Below are 19165 nucleotides of genomic sequence, written 5' to 3'. Positions count from 1 at the left end.
AATCGTCACGTGAGGTAGCTGCTTCCATGCCACCAGAAACCGCCGTGAGCAAAGCTCACAGCGCTCTCGACCCCTCGCGCTGGAAGGCGTTGATCTTCATCGCCCTGGCGCAGCTCATGGTGGTGCTCGACGCCACCATCGTGAACATCGCCATGCCATCGGCCCAGAGCGACCTGGGCATATCCGACGGCAACCGGCAGTGGATCATCACCGCCTACGCCCTGGCCTTCGGCGGTCTGCTGCTGTTCGGCGGACGCGTCTCGGACCTGTGGGGGCGGCGCCGGGCCTTCATCATCGGCCTGATCGGCTTCGCGCTCGCCTCGGCACTGGGCGGCGCCGCGCAGAACGAAGCCATGCTGTATGCCTCCCGCGCCCTCCAGGGTGTGTTCGGCGCGCTGCTCGCCCCCGCGGCGCTGTCGCTGCTGACCGTGCTGTTCACGGACGCCAAGGAGCGGGCCAAGGCGTTCGGCGTCTTCGGCGCCATCGCCGGGGCCGGTGCCGCGGTCGGCCTGTTGCTTGGCGGCGCGCTGACCGACTACCTGGACTGGCGCTGGACGTTCTTCGTCAACATCCCCTTCGCCGCCGTCGCCGCCCTTGGCGCCGTGCTGGTGATCCGGGAGCCGAACACCACCAGGGACGGCTCGTCCCTCGACATCCCCGGCGTGGTGCTGGGCTCACTCGGCTTGGTCGCCCTGGTCTACGGGTTCGCCCGCGCCGAGCACGAGGACTGGACCGAGTCCGGCACGATCGCCATGTTCGTCTCGGCCGTCGTGCTGCTCGCGCTGTTTGTGATCGTGGAGGCCCGGGTGAAGTCCCCGCTGCTGCCGCTGCGGGTGCTGACCGACCGGAACCGAGGCGGCGCCTATGCCGCCTTGGGGCTGGCGAGCATCGCCATGTTCGGTGTGTTTCTGTTTGTGACCTACTACCTCCAGATCGTGCGCGGCTACTCGCCGGTCAGGACCGGTATCGCCTTCCTGCCGATGGTGGTGGGCATGATCATCGGCTCAACGCAGATCGGCGCCCGCCTGGTGACCCGGGTGGCCCCGCGGAACCTGATGGTCCCCGGCTTCCTGGTCGCCTCCTTCGGCATGCTGCTGCTCACCCGGATGAACCTGGACAGCTCCTACACCGGCGTCCTCATGCCGTCGATGGTGCTGCTCGGCCTGGGGCTCGGCACGGCGTTCATGCCCGCGATGAGCCTGGCCACCGAGAACGTCCGGCCGTCGGACGCGGGCGTGGCCTCGGCCATGGTGAACGTGTCGCAGCAGGTCGGCGGCGCCATCGGCACCGCCCTGCTGAACACCATCGCGGCCAGCGCGACCACCGCGTACTTCACCGACCACCTCGCCGGGACCACCGACGAGCGGACCCTGACGTTCGAGTCGATGGTGCACGGCTACACGGCCGCCGTCTGGTGGGGCGTCTTCATCCTGCTGGGCTCGGCCGTGATCTCCGCCGTCCTCATCAACCGCAAGGGCGGCGGCCACGGCCAGGTCGCCACCGGCGGCGAGGGCGCCGAGGCCGACTCGGTCGTCCCGGTGATGGCGCACTGACGCGAGGCCCCTTCGAAGCGCCCGGCCCCCTCGCGGGGCCGGGCGCTTCGCCGTCCGGTTGCCGGGGGGACGGGGACGGCCACACGATGAGAGAGCCGGTGTCCCCGGACGCGCACGAACGCTCCGGGGTCACCGGTCGCCGTACAGCTCCCGATAGGACGGGAAGACGCCACCCGGGGTCTCCACTCCCTCGGCGGCGAGCAGCCCCTTGACCACCGCGCGGGTCAGCACATCGGCCCCCGCGGCGAGCAGCCCGTTGAACGCCAGCCCCACCTCGATCGGCGACCCCCCGCCCGGCCCGGGGCGCTCCCCGGTGGACAGCGCGAACACCGTGTCGCCGTCCGTCATCAGATGCGCGGGCCGCACCGCCCTGGCCAGCCCGTCGTGCGCCGTGCCCGCGAGCTTCCGCGCCTGCGCGACGGACAGCGCCGCATCGGTGGCCACGACGGCCAGCGTGGTGTTCAACGGGGGCCGCTCCCCCGCCGCCCGCGCGGCCGTGGCAGCCACCGCCTCCTTGAGACGCCGCGCCGCCTCGGCGTGCGTCGCCGCCGCCGGAACGCGCCCCGGCTCGCCGTGGAGCGCGCCCGTCGCCGGGTCGACCGGGGAGCCCGCGGCGTTCACCGCGGCGAGCGCCGCCACGGTGACTCCCGAGGGCAGCACCGCGCTGGCCGTGCCGATCCCGCCCTTGTACCCGCCGGCGACCGCGCCTGTCCCCGCGCCCACGCTCCCCTGGGCCACGGCCGCGCCCGGGTCCGTGTCCGCCGCGGCCTCGGCGGCGGCCCGGCCCAGGGCGGCGTCCGGCCTGGCCCGCCAGTCCCCGCCGCGCCCCAGGTCGAACAGCACCGCGCCCGGCACGATCGGCACCACCTGCCAGGGCTCGGGCCCGATCCGGAAGCCGCGCCCCCGCTCCTCGAGCCAGGCCATCACCCCCGAGGCCGCGTCGAGCCCGAACGCGCTGCCACCGCTCAGCAGCACCGCGTCCACGCGCTCCACCAGATTCCGCGGGTCGAGCACGTCGGTCTCCCGGGTGCCGGGGCCGCCGCCGCGCACGTCCACGGCCGCCACCGCCCCGCCCTCGGGCGGCAGCACCACCGTCGTCCCCGTCAGCCAGCCACCCCCGATCCGCTGGGCGTGCCCCACCCGCAGCCCGGCCACATCCGTGAGCGCGTCGCGCTCGCCCGTGCCTGCCGTTGTCGCTCGATCCATGGCCCATCCGTACCACGGGCCCGCCACGCCACCGGCCCGTCCACCGGGCGTTTATCGATCGTCAATCGCCGACCGGGATGCTGCGCGTCATGTCCGGAGATCACGAGGGCAGAGGGAGCGGCTCCGGGCCGACCGACGTCCTCAACCACACGCAACTGGTGCGCGAGGGCGAACGTGCGGCCCACGCCCTGGCCCGCCTCGGCGTGGCCCCCGGCGACCCGGTGGCGGTCATGCTGCCGATGTGCCTGGAGTCCGTGACCGTGACGCTCGCCTGTGTCAGCCTCTCGGCCGTGCGCGTCTCGCTGCCCGTCGGGCGGCACCCCAGCCTGATCCGGCAGCGGATCCGGAGCTCGGGCGCCCGGGTCGTGGTCGGCGCGGACGCCTGCCTGGTCGACGGGCGGGTGCTGGGCGTCAAGGCCGCGCTCGACCGCGCGCTGACCGGCTGCCCCGATGTGGAGCGGGTGTTCGTGGTGCGGCAGCTGGCCCAGCCCGTGCCCTGGCAGCCGGGCCGTGACCGCTGGTGGCACGAGGCACTGGCCGCCGAGACGCTGCCGCCCCGGCCGTATCCTGGCCGTGTGAACGACCACGCCAAGCCCGGCCGATCGCCCGCCCACCCGGCGAGCCGACTGGACTTCGACGACCCGCTGGAGCGGCCGTCGAGCGATGACACCGACCGGGGCTGGGGCGATGAGAGCCCCGAGGACCCGGGCTCCGGGGACCTGGCCCGCTTCCTGCGCGAGCGGCCCCCGCACCACCTCTGATCCCGGGCGGACTACTCCCGGGCGGACTACTCCCGGTCGGACTCCGCCGAGCGCTGCGGGCCCACGGTCAGCGCCGCCTCCCTGGCCCGCCGCTGGGCGACCAGCTCGTCGCGGATCTCGGCGAGCAGCTGCACCTCCGTCTCCGGCGGCTGCTCCACCGGAGCCTTGGCCGCCCGCCGCGCCATGTACCGGGTGAGGGGCATGATCATCAGGAAGTAGACCACCGCCGCGGTGATCAGGAAGGTCAGCGAGGCGCTGAGGACCGAACCCCAGCGGATCGGAATGCCGTTCATGATCTGGCCCGCGTCGTTCACCTCGCACGGGCCCCGCAGGCACGACTGGTAGGCGTCGAGATCCTGGGTGCCGAAGGCGCCCACCAGGGGGTTGATGATGCCTTCCACCACGGAGTTCACGATGTTGGTGAAGGCGGCGCCGACGACGACGGCCACGGCCAGCTCCACCACGTTCCCCCGGAGGAGAAAGACGCGGAAGCCCGCCAGCGTCTCCTTCGCCCCCGCCACGACGCCCTTGCGCTCGGTCACCGATCCGCCTCTCGTCCCTGGCTCCGCGCCTGCCGCGAAGCCGCAGCGGACCACGCTGCAACAGGCGCCGCAGGGCTGTCCAATCCGGCCACCACCGCGATGATCTTCCCCCGCTGACCGAAGGGTCCCGGCTCACGCTCACCATCGGGTCACCGCCAGCTCCGCGGCGGCCGCCGCACCCGCCAGCTCGGCGGCCGTGGCCGGGGGAACGGAGAGCACCACGAGCGCGCCGCCCACTCCGCCGGAAGGGGTCGAAGCCCCCTTGGCCGCGCCGCCGCCCGGCACCGACGTGACCCGCGCCCGACGCGCGACCACCCGCGCCGCCGCTCCCGCGTCGGGCCCGGCCCGCGCCGCGAGCACATCGACGCGGTCCCCCGGCCGCAGCAGCCGCACCGCCTCCGCGTCGGCGATGCGCACCGGCGCCATGACGAGGTCGCCAGACGCGGCGGATGCCTCATGCCCAGGGGCGGCGGCCCGCTCACCTGCGGCGGAACCCGCCGCTGAGCCGTCGGGCGAGCCCTCCGTCCCGGGCAGCAGCAGCGCGAGCACCGCCGTCATGATCGCGAGCGCGGCGCCCAGCGCCCGCCGTCGCCGTCGGCGCGGCCCGCGCATCAGCCACCACCGCGCCCCCCGCGGCCTGACCGGCGCGAACTCGGGCACGGGAACGGACGGCGCGACGGCCGAGAGAACACCGAGGGGAACACCCGCGGGACCACTCTCGGGAACGGACACGGGACCGCCCATGGGAACGGACAGGGAGGAAGGGGGACCGGCCGAGGGCCGCTGACCTGACGTCGTGACGCGTTGCATGGCACCACCGTGCCCGCTTCCCCACGATCCCGCCCGGCCCTGTGGACAACCCACGGCCTGTGGAAAACCGCCTCACCCGATCGAGTGAGAAGCCAGCCCCGCCCCGGGGGGACACGATCCACCGGGTAGGTTAGGGGCTACGGCAGCGCGATCCCCGGGGCCTGCCCGAGCAGCGCGGTCGGGCACAGACAGTCACGGTCCTTGGGCAGCCTGCCCACGACGTCGAACAGAACATCGCGCAGCCGCCCGATGTTCTCCGCGAAGACTTCGAGAACCTCCGCGTGCGAGACGCCCTCGCCCACCTCGGCCCCCGCGTCCAGGTCGGTGACCAGGCTCACGGACGTGTAGCACAGCTCCAGCTCGCGGGCCAGGATCGCCTCAGGGTGCCCGGTCATGCCGACCACGGACCACCCCTGGGCGGCGTGCCAGCGCGACTCGGCGCGCGTCGAGAAGCGCGGCCCCTCGATCACGACCATCGCGCCGCCGTCCACCGCGTCCCAGCCGTGGTCCCGCGCGGCCGCGAGCACGACCTCGCGCCCCGACGGGCAGTACGGGTCGGCGAACGAGACGTGCACGACGTTGGACTGCTGCCCGTCGGGGCGCGTCTCACCGTCGTAGTAGCTCTGCTGTCTGCCCTTGGTGCGGTCCACCAGCTGATCGGGCACCAGCAGCGTGCCGGGCCCGTACTCCGCGGTGAGCCCGCCGACCGCGCACGGGCCGAGGACCTGCCGGACGCCGAGCGAGCGCAGCGCCCAGAGGTTCGCGCGGTAGTTGATGCGGTGCGGCGGCAGCCGGTGCGTCCGGCCGTGGCGCGGCAGGAACGCCACCCGGCGCCCGGCGATCTCGCCCACGAACAGCGCGTCGCTCGGCTCGCCGTACGGCGTGTTCACAGTGACCTCGGTCACATCGTCGAGGAACGCGTAGAACCCCGACCCGCCGATCACCCCGATCTCGGCCCCTCGCCCGTCGAGGGCGCCCTGGCTCATGCGGCAGAGGCCGCGGCGCTGGACGACGAGCCCGACGAGGCCCCCTTCGACGCCCCCGACGCCCCCGACGCCCCCGAAGAAGACGAAGAGGACGAGGACGACGACGAGCCCGAGGAGGACCCGGAGGAAGAGGAAGAAGAGGAAGAAGAGGACGACTCCGCGCCGCTCTTCTTGCCGCCCGAGGACGCGGGGCTGCTCGAGGACGACGAGCTACGGCTGTCGTTCCGGTAGAAGCCGGAGCCCTTGAATACGATGCCGACGGCCGAGAACACCTTCTTCAGCCGCCCCTGGCACGCCGGGCACACCGTCAGGGCGTCATCGGTGAACTTCTGCACCACTTCAAGGCCCTCGTGGCACTCGGTGCACTGATACTGATACGTCGGCACGTCACCCTCCTGGCACTCATGGTCATGGAGTGCTAACGACGGTCCATCGTGCAGCATTCCGGCCCTCCAAGTCCACTGCCCCTCGCCTTCACCGCCCCTCGCCCCCACCGACCCCACTCCGACCGCCCTCACTCCGACCGCCCCCTCACTCCGGCGGTCGCCGCAGCCCCGTGCTGCCGCGCTGCCCGAGCCAGCCCGCCAGCTTGCCGCCGCGCCCGACGGCCAGCAGCCGCCGTTCGGTCGCGTCCCGCACCTCGTCCGTCGCCACCACCAGCAGCTCGTCGCCGCGCCGCAGCACGGTGGAGGGCTCGGGGACGAAGCTCGTGCCGCCCCTGACCACGAGCGTCACCGCCGCCTGCGACGGCAGCCGCAGCTCGCGGACCTCCACGCCGTGCATCCGCGAGGCCGAAGGGATCGCCACCGAGAGCAGATGGCCCCGCAGCCGGTCCAGCGGCGCCGACTCGATGTCCACGTCCACCGTCTGCTCGTCGTCGGTGATCCGCAGCCGCCTGGCCAGCCACGGCAGCGTGGGCCCCTGCACCAGGGTGTAGACGACGACCAGCACGAAGACGATGCTGAAGATGCGCTCGCTGTCCTCGACCCCGCCGACCACCGGGATGATCGCGAGCACGATCGGCACGGCGCCGCGCAGCCCGGCCCAGGACAGCAGCGCCTGTTCGCGCCAGCCCCTGCGGAACGGCAGCAGGCACAGCGTCACGGACAACGGTCGTGCCAGCAGCGTGAGAACGCCGCCGACGGCCAGCGCGGGGACCAGCGCTGGCCACAGCGCGCCCGTGTTGACCAGCAGCCCAAGCAGCACGAAGAGGCCGATCTGCGCCACCCACGCCACCGCGTCCGCGAAGCCGCGCGTGGCCGGGCCGTGCGGCAGCCCGGCGTTCCCCAGCGTGAGCGCCGCCACATAGACGGCGAGGAAGCCGCTGCCGTGCGCCAGCGCGCCCCCCGCGTACGCCAGGACGCAGAAGCCGAGCACGGCGATGGGGTAGAGCCCCGACGCGGGCAGCGCGACGTGCCGCAGCGCCAGCGTGCCGACGCGGCCGACGAGGAGGCCGACCGCCAGGCCGATGGCCAGCTCAAGGGCCATCACGCCGAGCAGGACGTACCACGTGGTGGTGTGGTGCGGGTCGGAGAAGGCGACGACGAGGATGATCACCGGGGCGTCGTTGAAGCCGGACTCGGCCTCGAGCGTGCCCGTCAGCCGCCTCGGCAGCGGCACGCGGCGCAGCACCGAGAAGACGGCGGCGGCGTCGGTCGACGAGACGACCGCGCCCATGAGCAGCGCGGGCGTCCACGCGAGCCCGACCAGGAAGTGCGCCGCGGCCGCGGTGACCCCGACGCTGACGCCGACGCCGAGCGTGGCGAGCACGGCAGCGGCCGGGATGGCGGGCCTGATGTCGCGCCAGCGGGTGGAGAGGCCGCCCTCGGCGAGGATGACCACGAGCGCCGCGTATCCGATGACCTGGGTCAGCTCCGCGTCGCTGAAGTCGCCGACGTCGACGCCGAACCCGCCCTCGCCGAGCGCGATGCCGATGGCGAGGTAGAGGAGCAGCGAGGGCAGCCCGGTGCGAGAGGTCAGCCGCACCGCCGCGACCGCGAGGAGCAGGATCAGGGCGCCGGCGAACAGGAGTTCGTTGAGGCGGTCGACAGTCAGGGGCGGATCCTCTCGCCGGTACGGCCGGTGAACCCGGATGAACGCGAGGTGGCCGAGGGGCCGGACGCAGCGTACAGGTACGGCAATTCACGCCGTTTGCACCGAATTTACCATCATATGAACGCAGGGGCCCGCGCGTGTGACTCCCCGTAGGCTCACCTCAGTGGCCGTATGTCTATGGTTGCCTCCTACCGCTCAGCTGCCCTCTGAAGGACAGAGATGCCCGCCAAGAAGCCCAGGCGACGCGGTCGTCTGACCGTGATCGCTCTCGTTGTGCTGCTCCTGGCCGGAATCGGCTACGGCGCTTACTGGAGCGTCAGTACCGTGCGGGCGTCCTTCCCGCAGGTCTCGGGGGAGATCGCGATCGAGGGCCTGTCCGCCCCCGTGACCGTCACCCGGGACGGCAACGGCATCCCGCAGCTGTACGCCGACAGCGCCGACGACCTCTTCCGCGCGCAGGGGTATGTGCACGCGCAGGACCGTTTCTGGGAGATGGACGTCCGGCGGCACATGACCTCGGGGCGGCTCTCGGAGATGTTCGGCGACGGGCAGGTCGAGACCGACGCCTTCCTGCGCACCCTGGGGTGGCGCGAGGTCGCGCAGGAGGAGTACGACACGCTCCTGACCGACGAGACCAAGGCGTACCTCCAGGCGTACGCGGAAGGCGTCAACGCCTACCTCGGCGAGCGCGACGGCGCCGAGCTCTCCGTCGAGTACGCGGCGCTCGGCTTCGTCAACGACTACGCGCCCGAGCCCTGGGACCCGGTCGACTCGGTGGCCTGGCTCAAGGCGATGGCCTGGGACCTCCGCGGGAACATGCAGGAGGAGATCGACCGCTCCCTGCTGGCCGAACGGCTCAGCCCCGAGGAGATCGAGCAGCTCTACCCCGAGTACCCCTACGACCGGAACCGACCGATCGTGACCGAGAACGACGCGGACGACACGGGAACGCCCCCCGGCTCGGGGCTCCCCGGCGACGGCTTCGGCGACGGCTTCGGCGACGGAATCGGGGACGGGATCGGCGAGGACCCCGAGGGCGCGGCGAGCGGGATCGGCTACGAGGACCCCGACGACGCGCTCGGCGGCGCCGCGACGCAGCTGGCGTCCATCTCAAAGACCCTGGACGAGATCCCCGCGCTGCTGGGCACCAACGGCAGCGGCATCGGCTCCAACTCCTGGGTGGTGTCCGGGGATTACACCACCACCGGCTCCCCCCTGCTGGCCAACGACCCGCACCTGTCGCCCTCGTTGCCCGGCATCTGGTACCAGATGGGGCTGCACTGCTCCGAGGTCAGCGCCGAGTGCCCGTTCGACGTCTCGGGCTTCTCCTTCTCCGGCATGCCGGGCGTGATCATCGGCCACAACCAGGACATCTCCTGGGGCCTGACCAACCTCGACGCGGATGTGAGCGATCTGCGACTTGAAAAGCTCGAGGACGGCAACTATCTGCGCGACGGTGAGCAGATCCCCTATGAAACGCGCACCGAGGTGATCGAGGTCGCGGGCGGCGAGCCGCGCGAGATCACCGTGCGTGAGACCGAGAACGGCCCGATCATCTCCGACCGCGGCGAGGAATTCGCCGATGTGGGTGACAGCGCGCCCGTCGACTCGTCGGCGCCCGACCGCGGCGAGGGCTACGCCGTGTCCCTGACGTGGACCGCGCTCGAGCCGACCGGCACGATGAACGCCGTCTTCTCCCTCAACGCCGCGACCGGCTGGGACGAGTTCCGCGCGGCCGCCCAGGACTTCGCCGTCCCCTCCCAGAACCTCGTCTACGCCGACACCGAGGGCAACATCGGCTACCAGGCCCCCGGCCTGATCCCCATCAGGGGCGAAGGCGACGGGCGCTACCCCTCCCCCGGCTGGGACTCGGCCTATGACTGGGTCGGCTTCATCCCGCAGGACGAGCTGCCCCGCGAGTTCAACCCCGAGCGCGGCTACATCGTCACCGCCAACCAGGCCGTCGTCGACCCCGACGCGTACGGCTACGCGCTCACGGAGGACTGGAGCTACGGAACGCGCAGCCAGCGCATCGAGGAGCTGCTCCTCGCGACCATCGAGGACGGCGGCAAGATCTCGATGGGCGACATGCAGTCGATCCAGCTGGACAACAGCAACGAGATGGCCGAGACGCTGGTCCCCTACCTGCTCGATGTCGAGATCGGCGACGAGTACGTCAGGGAGGCCCAGCGGCTGCTCGAGGGCTGGGACTTCACCCAGGACGCCGACTCGGCCGCCGCCGCCTACTACAACGCCGTCTGGCGCAACGTGCTCCAGCTGGCGTTCGGCAACAAGCTCCCCAAGGAGCTGCGCGTCGAGGGCCAGTGCCTGCGCGTCCCGCCCGCCGACGAGTCCCAGCCCCTGGAGAACCTCGACGGCGGCGAGCGGCTGATCACCGAGTGCGGCGAGCGTTCCCCCGACACCGCCCAGCCGGACGGCGGCGACCGGTGGTTCGAGGTGGTCCGCGGCATCCTCGATGACCCGGAGAACGTCTGGTGGCAGGCGCAGGGCACCACCACCCAGCCCGCCGTCGACAACCGCGACGACCTCCTCGCCCGCGCCATGCGCGACGCCCGTTACGAGCTGACGGCCGAGCTCGGCAAGGACATCGACACCTGGAGCTGGGGCCGCCTGCACCGCCTGATGCTCAACAACCAGACGCTGGGCACCGAGGGCCCGGGCCCCGTCCAGTGGCTCCTCAACCGCGGCCCGTGGAACCTCTCGGGAGGCGCCGACGCCGTCGACGCGAGCGGCTGGAACGCCGCGGGCGGCTACGACATCACCTGGGTCCCCTCGATGCGCATGGTCGTCAGCCTCGACAACTTCGACGAGTCGCTGTGGATCAACCTCACCGGCGCGTCGGGGCACGCCTACCACGACAACTACACCGACCAGACCGACCTCTGGGCGGATGGCGAGTACCTGCCATGGGCCTACGGCCGCGACGCCGTCGAGGAGAGCACCGAGCACACCCTGACGCTCACCCCGGCGGCGGCCGGGGGCTCCGAGGGCTCCGAGGGCTCCGAGGGCTCCGAGGAGTGATTCACCCCGGCGCGAACCGGTGCACGCCCTCCGGCGTGAGCGCCGCGTGCACCGGTCGGTCATGCGGCTCGTGCGGCAGCTCGTCGACCACCTCGTGCCCGTAGACGACGGCGACGAGCGCGGGCCGCGCGTCCGCGTCGGCCAGGCGGGCCAGCGCCCGGTCGTAGCTGCCCCCGCCGCGCCCCATCCGCACCCCGCGCCGGTCCACGGCGAGCCCGGGCAGCAGCACCACCGCCGCCCCGGTCACCGCCCCGGGGCCAAGGCGCCGCCCGCTGGGCTGCAACAGCCGGATGCGCCCCGCGTGCTCGGCCTCCACGAGCCGCCCAGCGCCCTCGTACTCCGCCCAGTCCAGGTCGTCGTCGGCGAGAAGCACCGGCAGCAGAACGCGCACGCCCCGCTCGCGCAGCACGTTCAACAGCGCGAGCGTGCCCGGCTCACTCCCCACCGAGACATACGCGGCGACCGTGCCACCGCGTTCACCCACGCCCTCGCCCGCGCCGCCGCCCTCGCCCTCGCCCATCAACGCGGCCAGCTCCGGCAGTTCGAGGGCGCGCGCCGCCAGCGCCTGGGCCGCCTGCCGCACCTCGTCGTCCGCCATCGCCGCCCGCACCGCGAGCAGATCCCGTCTGACCGACCGTTTCCATGTCGCGACGTCATCCACGTTCCGCGCCCGCTCCCTTCCCGATCCCCGGCCCCGATCGCCCGTCCGACCTGGGCCGACGCGCCGGTAACACGGCGCATACCCTGGCTTGCCCGGTGCCCGCACACTAGATGGATAAAGTGACCGGCATGACGTCACCACGCCCCCGGATCAGCAAGGCTGTCATTCCCGCCGCCGGGCTCGGCACACGGTTTCTGCCCGCCACGAAGGCCACCCCCAAGGAGATGCTGCCGGTCGTCGACCAACCCGCGATCCAGTACGTGGTGGAAGAGGCGACGGCCGCAGGGCTCACCGACGTGCTCATGATCACCGGCCGCAACAAGCGTCCCGTCGAGGACCACTTCGACCGGAACTACGAGTTGGAGGACGCGCTCCGCCGCAAGGGCGACGAGGAACGCCTCCGCCGCGTCCAGCAGTCCACGGCCCTGGCCACCATCCACTACGTCCGCCAGGGTGACCCCAAGGGCCTGGGCCACGCCGTGATGTGCGCCGAGCCGCACGTCGGCGACCAGCCGTTCGCCGTCCTCCTCGGCGACGACCTGATCGACCCACGCGACCCGCTGCTGACCCGCATGATCGAGGCCCAGGCCGAGCACGGCGGCAGCGTCATCGCGCTGATGGAGGTCGACCCCTCCCAGATCAACCTCTACGGCGCCGCCTCCGTCGACCCCGTCGCCGACGGTGTCATGCGCGTGACGGGTCTGGTCGAGAAGCCCGACCCCGCCGACGCCCCGTCGAACCTCGCGATCATCGGCCGCTACGTCCTCGACCCCAGCGTCTTCGAGGTGCTGGACAAGACCCCGCCCGGGCGCGGCGGCGAAATCCAGCTGACCGACGCGCTCCAGGCCATGGCGAGCGACCCGGCGGCGGGCGCGCCGGTCTACGGTGTGGTCTTCAAGGGCCGCCGCTACGACACGGGCGACCGCGCCGACTATCTGCGGTCCATCGTGAGGCTGGCCTGTGAACGCCCCGACCTCGGCCCGGAGTTCCGCTCCTGGCTGCGGCAGTACGTCAGCGAGGAGATGCCGCACGTTGAATGACACCTGGTCGGTCGAGGAGCACCGCGACGACGTCCTGGGGGCCATGCGCCCCCTCGAGCCCATCGAGCTGCCGCTCCTCGACGCCGCGGGCTGCGTCCTGGTGGACGACGTGGTGGTCACCGCCCCGCTGCCGCCGTTCGACAACAGCTCCATGGACGGCTACGCGGTGCGCACCGCCGACGTCGAGACGGCCACCGAGGAGTACCCCGCGGTGCTCCGCGTCGTCGGCGACATCGCGGCGGGCAGCGACACGTTGCCAGCCGTCGGCCCCGGCGAGGCGGCGCGCATCATGACCGGCGCGCCCCTCCCGCCCGGCGCGCAGGCCGTCGTTCCCGTCGAGTGGACCGACGGCGGCGCCGGTGGCGGGCCCGCCACCGGCATGAACGGCCAGCGCGAGCACGGCCCCGAGGTGCGGGTCAACCGCGGCGCCCCGGCCCGCGCCTTCATCAACGGCCGCGGCAGCGACGCGGCCACGGGCGCCATCGCGCTCACCGCCGGCACGGTCCTCGGTCCTCCCCAGCTCGGCCTGCTCGCCGCGCTCGGCCACGCCACCGCGCTCGTCCGCCCGCGCCCCCGGGTCGTCGTGCTCTCGACGGGCAGCGAGCTGACCGCGCCAGGGCAGCCGCTCGGCCCCGGGCAGATCCATGATTCGAACGGGTTCATGCTCACCTCGGCCGCCCAGGCCGCGGGAGCGGTGGCCTACAGGGTCGCGGCCGTCGCCGACGACGCCCCCTCGCTGCGCGCCGCCCTCGACGAGCAGCTGGTGCGCGCCGACCTCGTGGTCACCAGCGGCGGCGTGAGCGTCGGCGCGTTCGACGTGGTCAAGGAGGCGCTCGCAGGCGAGGTGGACTTCCGCCGCGTGGCCATGCAGCCGGGCAAGCCCCAGGCGTTCGGCCTGCTCGGCCCCGACCGCGTCCCGCTCCTCGGCCTGCCGGGCAACCCCGTGAGCGCGTATGTCTCGTTCGAGCTGTTCGTGCGCCCGGCGCTGCGCGCCCTCGCGGGGCACGCGCCCGACGCGCTCGACCGGCCGCGGGTCACCGCGCGCCTGGCGTGCGAGGCGCCGCTGACCTCGCCCCCAGGGCGCCGCCAGTATCTGCGCGGCACCTACTCCTCCGATGAGGGCACGGTCGCACCGGTCGGCGGCGCGGGTTCGTACCTGGTGGCGTCGCTCGCCCGCGCCAACGCGTTGATCGAGATCCCCGAGGCGGCCACCGCGGCCGAGCCGGGGGCCGTCCTGACGGTGGTGCTGCTGGGCTGAGCGAGGGGTACCGTTACTGCTCATGAGCAGCTCCCCGCACCTCACGCATCTCGACGACTCGGGGGCCGCCCGCATGGTCGATGTGTCGGGCAAGGACATCACCGCCCGCACCGCGCGAGCCACCGGCCGGGTCCTTCTCGCCCCCCGCGTGGTCGCGCTGTTGCGCGGCGAGGGGCTGCCCAAGGGCGACGTGCTCGCGACCGCGCGGATCGCCGGGATCATGGGCGCCAAGCGGACGCCCGAGCTGGTCCCGCTCTGCCACCCCCTGGAGATCACCGGCGTCACGGTGGACCTGACCGTCGCCGACGACGCCGTCGAGATCGCCGCGACGGTCAGGACCACCGGGCGCACCGGGGTCGAGATGGAGGCCCTGACCGCGGTCGGCGTGGCCGCGTTGACGGTCGTGGACATGGTGAAGGCGGTCGACAAGGCCGCCGTCATCACGGATGTGCGCGTCGAGGAGAAGTCGGGCGGCCGGTCGGGGGACTGGAGCCGTTCCTCATGAGCGACCCGTCCCCGTACCGCGGCCTGGCGATCACCGCGTCCAACCGCGCCTCCGCGGGCGTCTACCCCGACACCACGGGACCCCTTCTGGTCGCCGCGCTCGGGGAGTTGGGCTTCGCGGCCGACGGGCCGCGCGTGGTCCCCGACGGCGAGCCGGTCGAGAAGGCCCTGCGCGCGGCGCTCCACGAGGGCTACGACGTCGTCCTGACCACCGGGGGCACCGGCATCTCGCCGACCGACCGCACGCCCGAGATGACGCGCCGCGTCCTGGACTTCGAGATCCCCGGCATCGCCGAGGCGATCCGCGCGGCGGGCCTGGCCAAGGTGCCGACGGCCGCCCTCTCGCGCGGCCTCGCCGGGGTCGCGGGCCGCACCCTGATCGTCAACCTGCCCGGCTCGACCGGCGGCGTGAAGGACGGCCTCGCGGTGCTGCGCCCGCTTCTGCGGCACGCGGTCGACCAGGTGAACGGCGGCGATCACCGGCCGTGAACGCGCACTCGTGGTCCGTGGAGCTGGGATACGGCGAGGTCACGCTCCGGCCCATCCGACAGCGCGACCACCGCGCGTGGCGCGAGGTCAACCACCGCAATCGCGACTGGCTGCGCCCCTGGGAGGCCACCATCCCCCCACCGCCCGCGGGTCATCTGGCCGCGCGCAGGCCGACGTTCCGGCAGATGGTGCGGCATCTGCGGGGTGAGGCGCAGGCGGGCCGGATGCTGCCGTTCGTGGTGGAGCACCGGCGGCGTCTTGTGGGGCAGTTGACGGTGGCGGGGATCACCTGGGGCTCGATGTGCTCGGCGCACATCGGATACTGGGTCGACCGCGCGGTGGCAGGGCGCGGCCTGATCCCGACGGCGGTGGCGCTGGCGACGGACCACTGCTTCGGCGCCCTCGGGCTGCACCGGGTGGAGATCTGCATTCGCCCGGAGAACGGCCCGAGCCGCCGGGTCGTGGAGAAACTGGGATTCCGTGAAGAGGGTGTGCGCCCGCGTTATCTCCATATCGACGGCGCGTGGCGCGACCACCTCGTCTTCGCGCTGACGGCGGAGGAGGTCCCGCAGGGGCTGCTGGCCCGCTGGGTCAGGGACAACGCCACCCAGAAATAAAATGCGTGTTCGATTTTAGATAACAATACGAAGAAATACCCGGGATGACGGCCTGATCGTGCGACACACCGCCCAATTTGGCAGATGGACTCACGCGAATCCCTCTACGGTGTCAGCGTGAGTAGCAGTGGCCTCATCTTCGCAGTCATCGTCGGGGCCTGGGCCGCCTATCTCGTGCCGATGTGGCTCCGCAGACAGGACGAGCTCAACGAGGCGCGCCCGACGGAGCGCTTCAGCACGGCCATCCGCCTGCTGACGCGCGGCAGACGCGCGCAGGAGGCCGAGGCCACCGCCCAGGACGACCCCAACGCGCCGCACGACGCCCCCCACTCACCCCACGGCGGGCACGACGACAGCCCGTCGGGCGACCCCGGCGCCGACGAGGGCGGAGCCGCGCGCCCGAGCGCGGATGTCCGCGCTTTCGCCAAGCCCGTCACCGCGCCGAAGCCCGCCGCCACCCCGAACCCCCGTGCGCCCCGCACCAAGGTCCTCGTGCGCCGCAGGCGCACCACCATGGCGCTTCTGCTGGCGTTCACGCTGGGCGGGATCTTCACACTCTCCACAGGCCCCGGCTTCCTGTGGCTCCCCGCGATCCCCGCGGCGCTGCTCATCGCGTACGTGGTCCACGTCCGCCGCCAGGAGCGCCGCCGCTACGCCGTTGCCCTCGACCGCCGCCGCGCCGAAGAGGCCGCCCGCCGCCTGCGCGAGCGCACGCAGAAGAGCGCGTCCGCCGTTCCTGAACAGCCATCGGCGCGGATCGTCGAGCAGACCGAACACGCGGAGTGGGTCGACCAGGAGCGCCGCCGCGCCCCGGCCGCGGCCGCTGAGGAGCCGGAGAGCTGGGACCCCGCCCCGGTGCCGCTCCCGACGTATGTGAGCGCCCCCGTCGCCCCCCGCACCACCCGCGGCGTGGACCTGGACGCCCCGGACACGTGGAGCGCGGCCCGCTCCACCACCGCGGGCAGCCCGCCCGCCCCGCCCACCCCGCGCGCCGACCCGAAGGCCCCGCAGCGCACGCCGCTGTTCGACCAGTACGCGGAGGAGGACCACCGCAGGGCCGCGGGCGAGTGACGGGAACAGATTTCGGCCCGCGGCGCACTGGGTGCTACAGTTTCGTCAGTCGCAAGGGCCTGTAGCGCAGCCTGGTAGCGCATCTCGTTCGCAACGAGGGGGTCAGGGGTTCAAATCCCCTCAGGTCCACAGCAGGGCCCGTTTCCAGGACCAGGTGGAACGGCAGACGGGAGCCCCCGCCGATCAAGATCGGCGGGGGCTCCCGCGTGTGTGCAAGCAGCGAAGTACAGCAACCCGCGAACGCCGTCGGTCGGCAGAGGTGCAAGTCCAACCTCAACGCGGAACCGTGCCGCTTCCTTGGCACATCTCGCATGGCTCGCTCGTACGCGGATCTACTCCCCCACCTCCGCAGTCTGGACAGGTCATGGAATCTGGTTCGTTGATCGCCATGCCGTTAGCCTCTCGGCCCTGGCCTGGGCAAACTGGCCCTCATCTGCGCCTGGTTCGGCCACGGCGCGCAGCAGAAGGGCAGAGTTGCTGGCAAACTGACCTGCATGATGAGTGCTCTGTGTGTCGACACCCTCACGTGGGGTTTGCGCATCACGGACGTCTACGGCTGGCCCGAGTGGACATTCGAAGCCGAATTGGACTGGCGAACTGGGCGGGTGTGTGATCTGCGCGTATTGCCGCCGCCGAAGGCCCGCCGCAACGTGCGTCGCCCTTCCGAGCGTGAGCTACAGCGCATCACGGCGCTCGCAGAGCGCATGTCCGGACACGGAACCGGCACACTCCTTGACTTTGTCGCCGCCGCTGTGCCAGAACCACGTGGCTCGAAGAAGCCAGGCGAGCGCGCCAAAGCCGTCACCGCCATGTACCTGACCGCGTTGCAGCAGGGCTACTCGCCCCGGCGGGCGATCTCAGCCGTGTACGGACTGCCAATGGAGCCCGCCTGGGACTCGGAGCAACCTTCCTCAGGGACACGAACCGAATACTCCAGCACCCTAGAACGGTGGCTGAAGGAAGCCCATGCTGGTCCCCTGGGCCCGTTCAACCGCGAGCGTCACACTCCTCGACGCTGGCCGGCAAGGACTCCGAAATTCGAGGAATCGAAGGCTGCCAAGCTGGAGCCGAAGCGAGCGCCCGCCTGGAAGAACCCGAACGAAAGAGCCAAAAGACGCAAGGGCGGCCAGGCCAACGCCTGACACAACACCGCTGTGCCCTCCGCTTGTCAGAGGGCACAGCGGTCAGGCTTCGCCATCGCTGGCACGTTATGTGGACAGCTGAGCGCCCAAGTGCTTGCCGAGCCGACGCAGGGCCTTCCGCGTCTCCTCGGACGGCACGTGGGTGTAGACCTCCATCGTGACGGCGATCTTGCTATGCCGCAGGATCTGCATGGCGATGCGCGGGTGCACGTCGAGCGCGGCCAGGAGCGACCCGCAGGTGTGCCGGGTGTCATGCAGGCGGATGCGCCGTACCCCCGCACGGTCCGCTCGGCCGGCGAACTGCCGGTTGAAGTTCCTCGGCTCCACAGGGGTGCCGTACCGGGTGGTGAACACGAACCGGTTCTCGGTCCACAGCTCGCCCGCGGCATTCCGCGCGGCTTCCTGCGCTTCCCGCCGGAGCTTCAGCGCGGCCACGCAGATGTCGGGCAGCGGCAGCACGGCCGTCGAGGCTTCCGTCTTCGTCTCGTCGTGGACGAGCCGCCGTTGGATGCGCTGCAACGAGTGCTCGACGGTCAGCTCCTGGGCGTCCAGGTCCACGCTGTCCCAGGTGAGCCCGAGCACTTCGCCGCGCCGGAGCCCGAGTACCAGCGTGAGCACGTACGCCGGGTAGAGCGGGTCACCGGCGGCACGAGCGGCTTCGAGGAAGGTCCGTGCCTCCTCCACGGACCACGGCTTCGGCTTCTTCCTCCGGACCGACCGCACCTTGACGAGGCCGGCCACGTTCTTCGTGATCAGCTCCTCCGTCATGGCGTGCGTGAGCGCCGACCGCAGCACGGTCCTGGCGTCCTGGACGGTCCGCCGAGACGGAAGCTGCTGGCAGCACCGGCCGACCGCGCAGCAACGCCGCCGTTGCTTCGGGTCCCTGTGCTGCTCGGGCCGCCGGGCGTCCTTGCCCTGGGCGCAGCACTGGCACTGAACCATCAGGTCGTTGATCCACTTGCGGACGTCCCGCACGGTCAGCTTGTCGAGCCGCTTGCCCCCGAGCCCGGGCGTGATGTACAGGCGGACGTGCATCGCGTACGTCTCGGCCGTTTTCGGCTTCAACTCCGGCTGCACCACTTCCCGTACCCAGTCCGCGAGGTACTGCCCGAGGGTCGGCACGCTGGTCGCGACCGGCCCCTTGCTGGCTTCGGCGTGCAGATTGACCCACTTCTCATGGACGACGGTCCGGCTCGGCCCGTAGACGTACTTCCGCTTCCGTTTCTCGTCCGGGGTGGTGACCCAGACGTAGGCGGCGAAGCCGTTCCGGTAGGGGTAGATGGACCCCTCGCCGTTCCCCCGCTTCCCGCTCATGCCGCACGCTCCCGGGTGACCTGCTCCACGTATTCGTCGACCCAGGCGGGGAGTGTCCGATAGACGGCGGATCTGATGATCAAGGAGACGCCTGATGAGCGAGACCACTACTGA

General features: G+C 72.1%; 18 protein-coding genes and 1 tRNA gene. 11 read left to right on the top strand and 8 right to left on the bottom strand.

Going from position 1 to position 19165, the window contains the following annotated elements:
• The first annotated feature begins 26 nt into the window (after window positions 1-26).
• Window positions 27-1553, top strand: coding sequence for an MFS transporter (locus tag DEH69_RS15955; RefSeq protein WP_113687642.1), 1527 nt, complete (start codon window positions 27-29; stop codon window positions 1551-1553).
• A 129-nt stretch (window positions 1554-1682) separates the two neighbouring features.
• Here DEH69_RS15955 and DEH69_RS15950 read toward each other — a convergent pair whose 3' ends face one another.
• Window positions 1683-2759, bottom strand: coding sequence for a P1 family peptidase (locus DEH69_RS15950; RefSeq protein ID WP_113687641.1), 1077 nt, complete (start codon window positions 2757-2759; stop codon window positions 1683-1685).
• Window positions 2760-2848: 89 nt separating this feature from the next.
• Between DEH69_RS15950 and DEH69_RS15945 the strand changes: the two genes are divergently transcribed.
• Window positions 2849-3520, top strand: coding sequence for an AMP-binding protein (locus DEH69_RS15945; RefSeq protein WP_113687718.1), 672 nt, complete (start codon window positions 2849-2851; stop codon window positions 3518-3520).
• Between the two features lie 26 nt (window positions 3521-3546).
• On the opposite strand, the gene DEH69_RS15940 is transcribed toward DEH69_RS15945, so the two are convergent.
• The 5 genes from DEH69_RS15940 to DEH69_RS15920 all read right to left on the bottom strand — a co-directional run bounded on the left by DEH69_RS15940 (window position 3547) and on the right by DEH69_RS15920 (window position 7952).
• Complete coding sequence (locus DEH69_RS15940; RefSeq protein ID WP_258534703.1) at window positions 3547-4062, bottom strand: MscL family protein; 516 nt, start codon at window positions 4060-4062, stop codon at window positions 3547-3549.
• A gap of 138 nt (window positions 4063-4200) precedes the next feature.
• Window positions 4201-4722 (bottom strand): RcpC/CpaB family pilus assembly protein, encoded by a 522-nt coding sequence (locus tag DEH69_RS15935; RefSeq protein WP_258534701.1) that lies wholly within the window; start codon window positions 4720-4722, stop codon window positions 4201-4203.
• 287 nt (window positions 4723-5009) lie between these two features.
• On the bottom strand, window positions 5010-5858 hold the full coding sequence (locus tag DEH69_RS15930; protein WP_113687640.1) for an S-methyl-5'-thioadenosine phosphorylase: 849 nt from the start codon (window positions 5856-5858) through the stop codon (window positions 5010-5012).
• Entirely contained in the window at window positions 5855-6244 is a 390-nt protein-coding gene (locus DEH69_RS15925; protein WP_113687639.1) for an FmdB family zinc ribbon protein, read from the bottom strand. Before DEH69_RS15925 ends, DEH69_RS15930 begins: the two co-directional genes overlap by 4 nt.
• 145 nt (window positions 6245-6389) lie before the next feature.
• Complete coding sequence (locus DEH69_RS15920; protein WP_113687638.1) at window positions 6390-7952, bottom strand: potassium/proton antiporter; 1563 nt, start codon at window positions 7950-7952, stop codon at window positions 6390-6392.
• Window positions 7953-8132: 180 nt separating this feature from the next.
• Between DEH69_RS15920 and DEH69_RS15915 the strand changes: the two genes are divergently transcribed.
• Entirely contained in the window at window positions 8133-10955 is a 2823-nt protein-coding gene (locus DEH69_RS15915) for a penicillin acylase family protein (RefSeq protein WP_113687637.1), read from the top strand.
• A 1-nt stretch (window position 10956) separates the two neighbouring features.
• Here the strand turns inward: DEH69_RS15915 and DEH69_RS15910 are convergent, their stop codons facing one another.
• On the bottom strand, window positions 10957-11616 hold the full coding sequence (locus tag DEH69_RS15910; protein ID WP_309302800.1) for a 5-formyltetrahydrofolate cyclo-ligase: 660 nt from the start codon (window positions 11614-11616) through the stop codon (window positions 10957-10959).
• A 128-nt stretch (window positions 11617-11744) separates the two neighbouring features.
• Between DEH69_RS15910 and galU the strand changes: the two genes are divergently transcribed.
• From galU to DEH69_RS31015, 8 genes are all read left to right on the top strand, one after another.
• Window positions 11745-12656: a UTP--glucose-1-phosphate uridylyltransferase GalU gene (gene galU / locus DEH69_RS15905; protein ID WP_113687714.1), complete on the top strand. Its 912-nt coding sequence runs from the start codon at window positions 11745-11747 to the stop codon at window positions 12654-12656.
• Entirely contained in the window at window positions 12649-13914 is a 1266-nt protein-coding gene (glp, locus tag DEH69_RS15900) for a gephyrin-like molybdotransferase Glp (RefSeq protein WP_113687636.1), read from the top strand. The genes galU and glp overlap by 8 nt, the downstream gene beginning before the upstream one ends.
• Before the next feature lie 22 nt (window positions 13915-13936).
• On the top strand, window positions 13937-14419 hold the full coding sequence (moaC, locus tag DEH69_RS15895; RefSeq protein ID WP_113687635.1) for a cyclic pyranopterin monophosphate synthase MoaC: 483 nt from the start codon (window positions 13937-13939) through the stop codon (window positions 14417-14419).
• Window positions 14416-14907, top strand: coding sequence for a molybdenum cofactor biosynthesis protein B (locus DEH69_RS15890; protein WP_113687634.1), 492 nt, complete (start codon window positions 14416-14418; stop codon window positions 14905-14907). Before moaC ends, DEH69_RS15890 begins: the two co-directional genes overlap by 4 nt.
• Window positions 14908-14924: 17 nt before the next feature.
• Window positions 14925-15524 carry a GNAT family N-acetyltransferase gene (locus DEH69_RS15885; protein ID WP_113687713.1) on the top strand — a complete coding sequence of 200 codons (600 nt, stop codon included), beginning with the start codon at window positions 14925-14927 and terminating at the stop codon, window positions 15522-15524.
• Between the two features lie 117 nt (window positions 15525-15641).
• Window positions 15642-16595 carry a gephyrin-like molybdotransferase receptor GlpR gene (gene glpR, locus DEH69_RS15880; protein ID WP_258534700.1) on the top strand — a complete coding sequence of 318 codons (954 nt, stop codon included), beginning with the start codon at window positions 15642-15644 and terminating at the stop codon, window positions 16593-16595.
• 55 nt (window positions 16596-16650) lie between these two features.
• Window positions 16651-16724: transfer RNA gene (locus DEH69_RS15875), tRNA-Ala, on the top strand.
• Window positions 16725-17089: 365 nt separating this feature from the next.
• A complete protein-coding gene (locus DEH69_RS31015; RefSeq protein WP_147255612.1) occupies window positions 17090-17737 on the top strand; it encodes a hypothetical protein in 648 nt (215 codons plus the stop codon).
• 66 nt (window positions 17738-17803) lie between these two features.
• On the opposite strand, the gene xerC is transcribed toward DEH69_RS31015, so the two are convergent.
• Window positions 17804-19051 carry a tyrosine recombinase XerC gene (xerC, locus tag DEH69_RS15870; RefSeq protein ID WP_113687632.1) on the bottom strand — a complete coding sequence of 416 codons (1248 nt, stop codon included), beginning with the start codon at window positions 19049-19051 and terminating at the stop codon, window positions 17804-17806.
• Between the last annotated feature and the right edge of the window lie 114 nt (window positions 19052-19165).

The organism is Streptomyces sp. PT12 (assembly GCF_003311645.1).
GTDB lineage: Bacteria > Actinomycetota > Actinomycetes > Streptomycetales > Streptomycetaceae > Streptomyces.
This window is presented reverse-complemented; position numbering and strand designations above follow the sequence as displayed.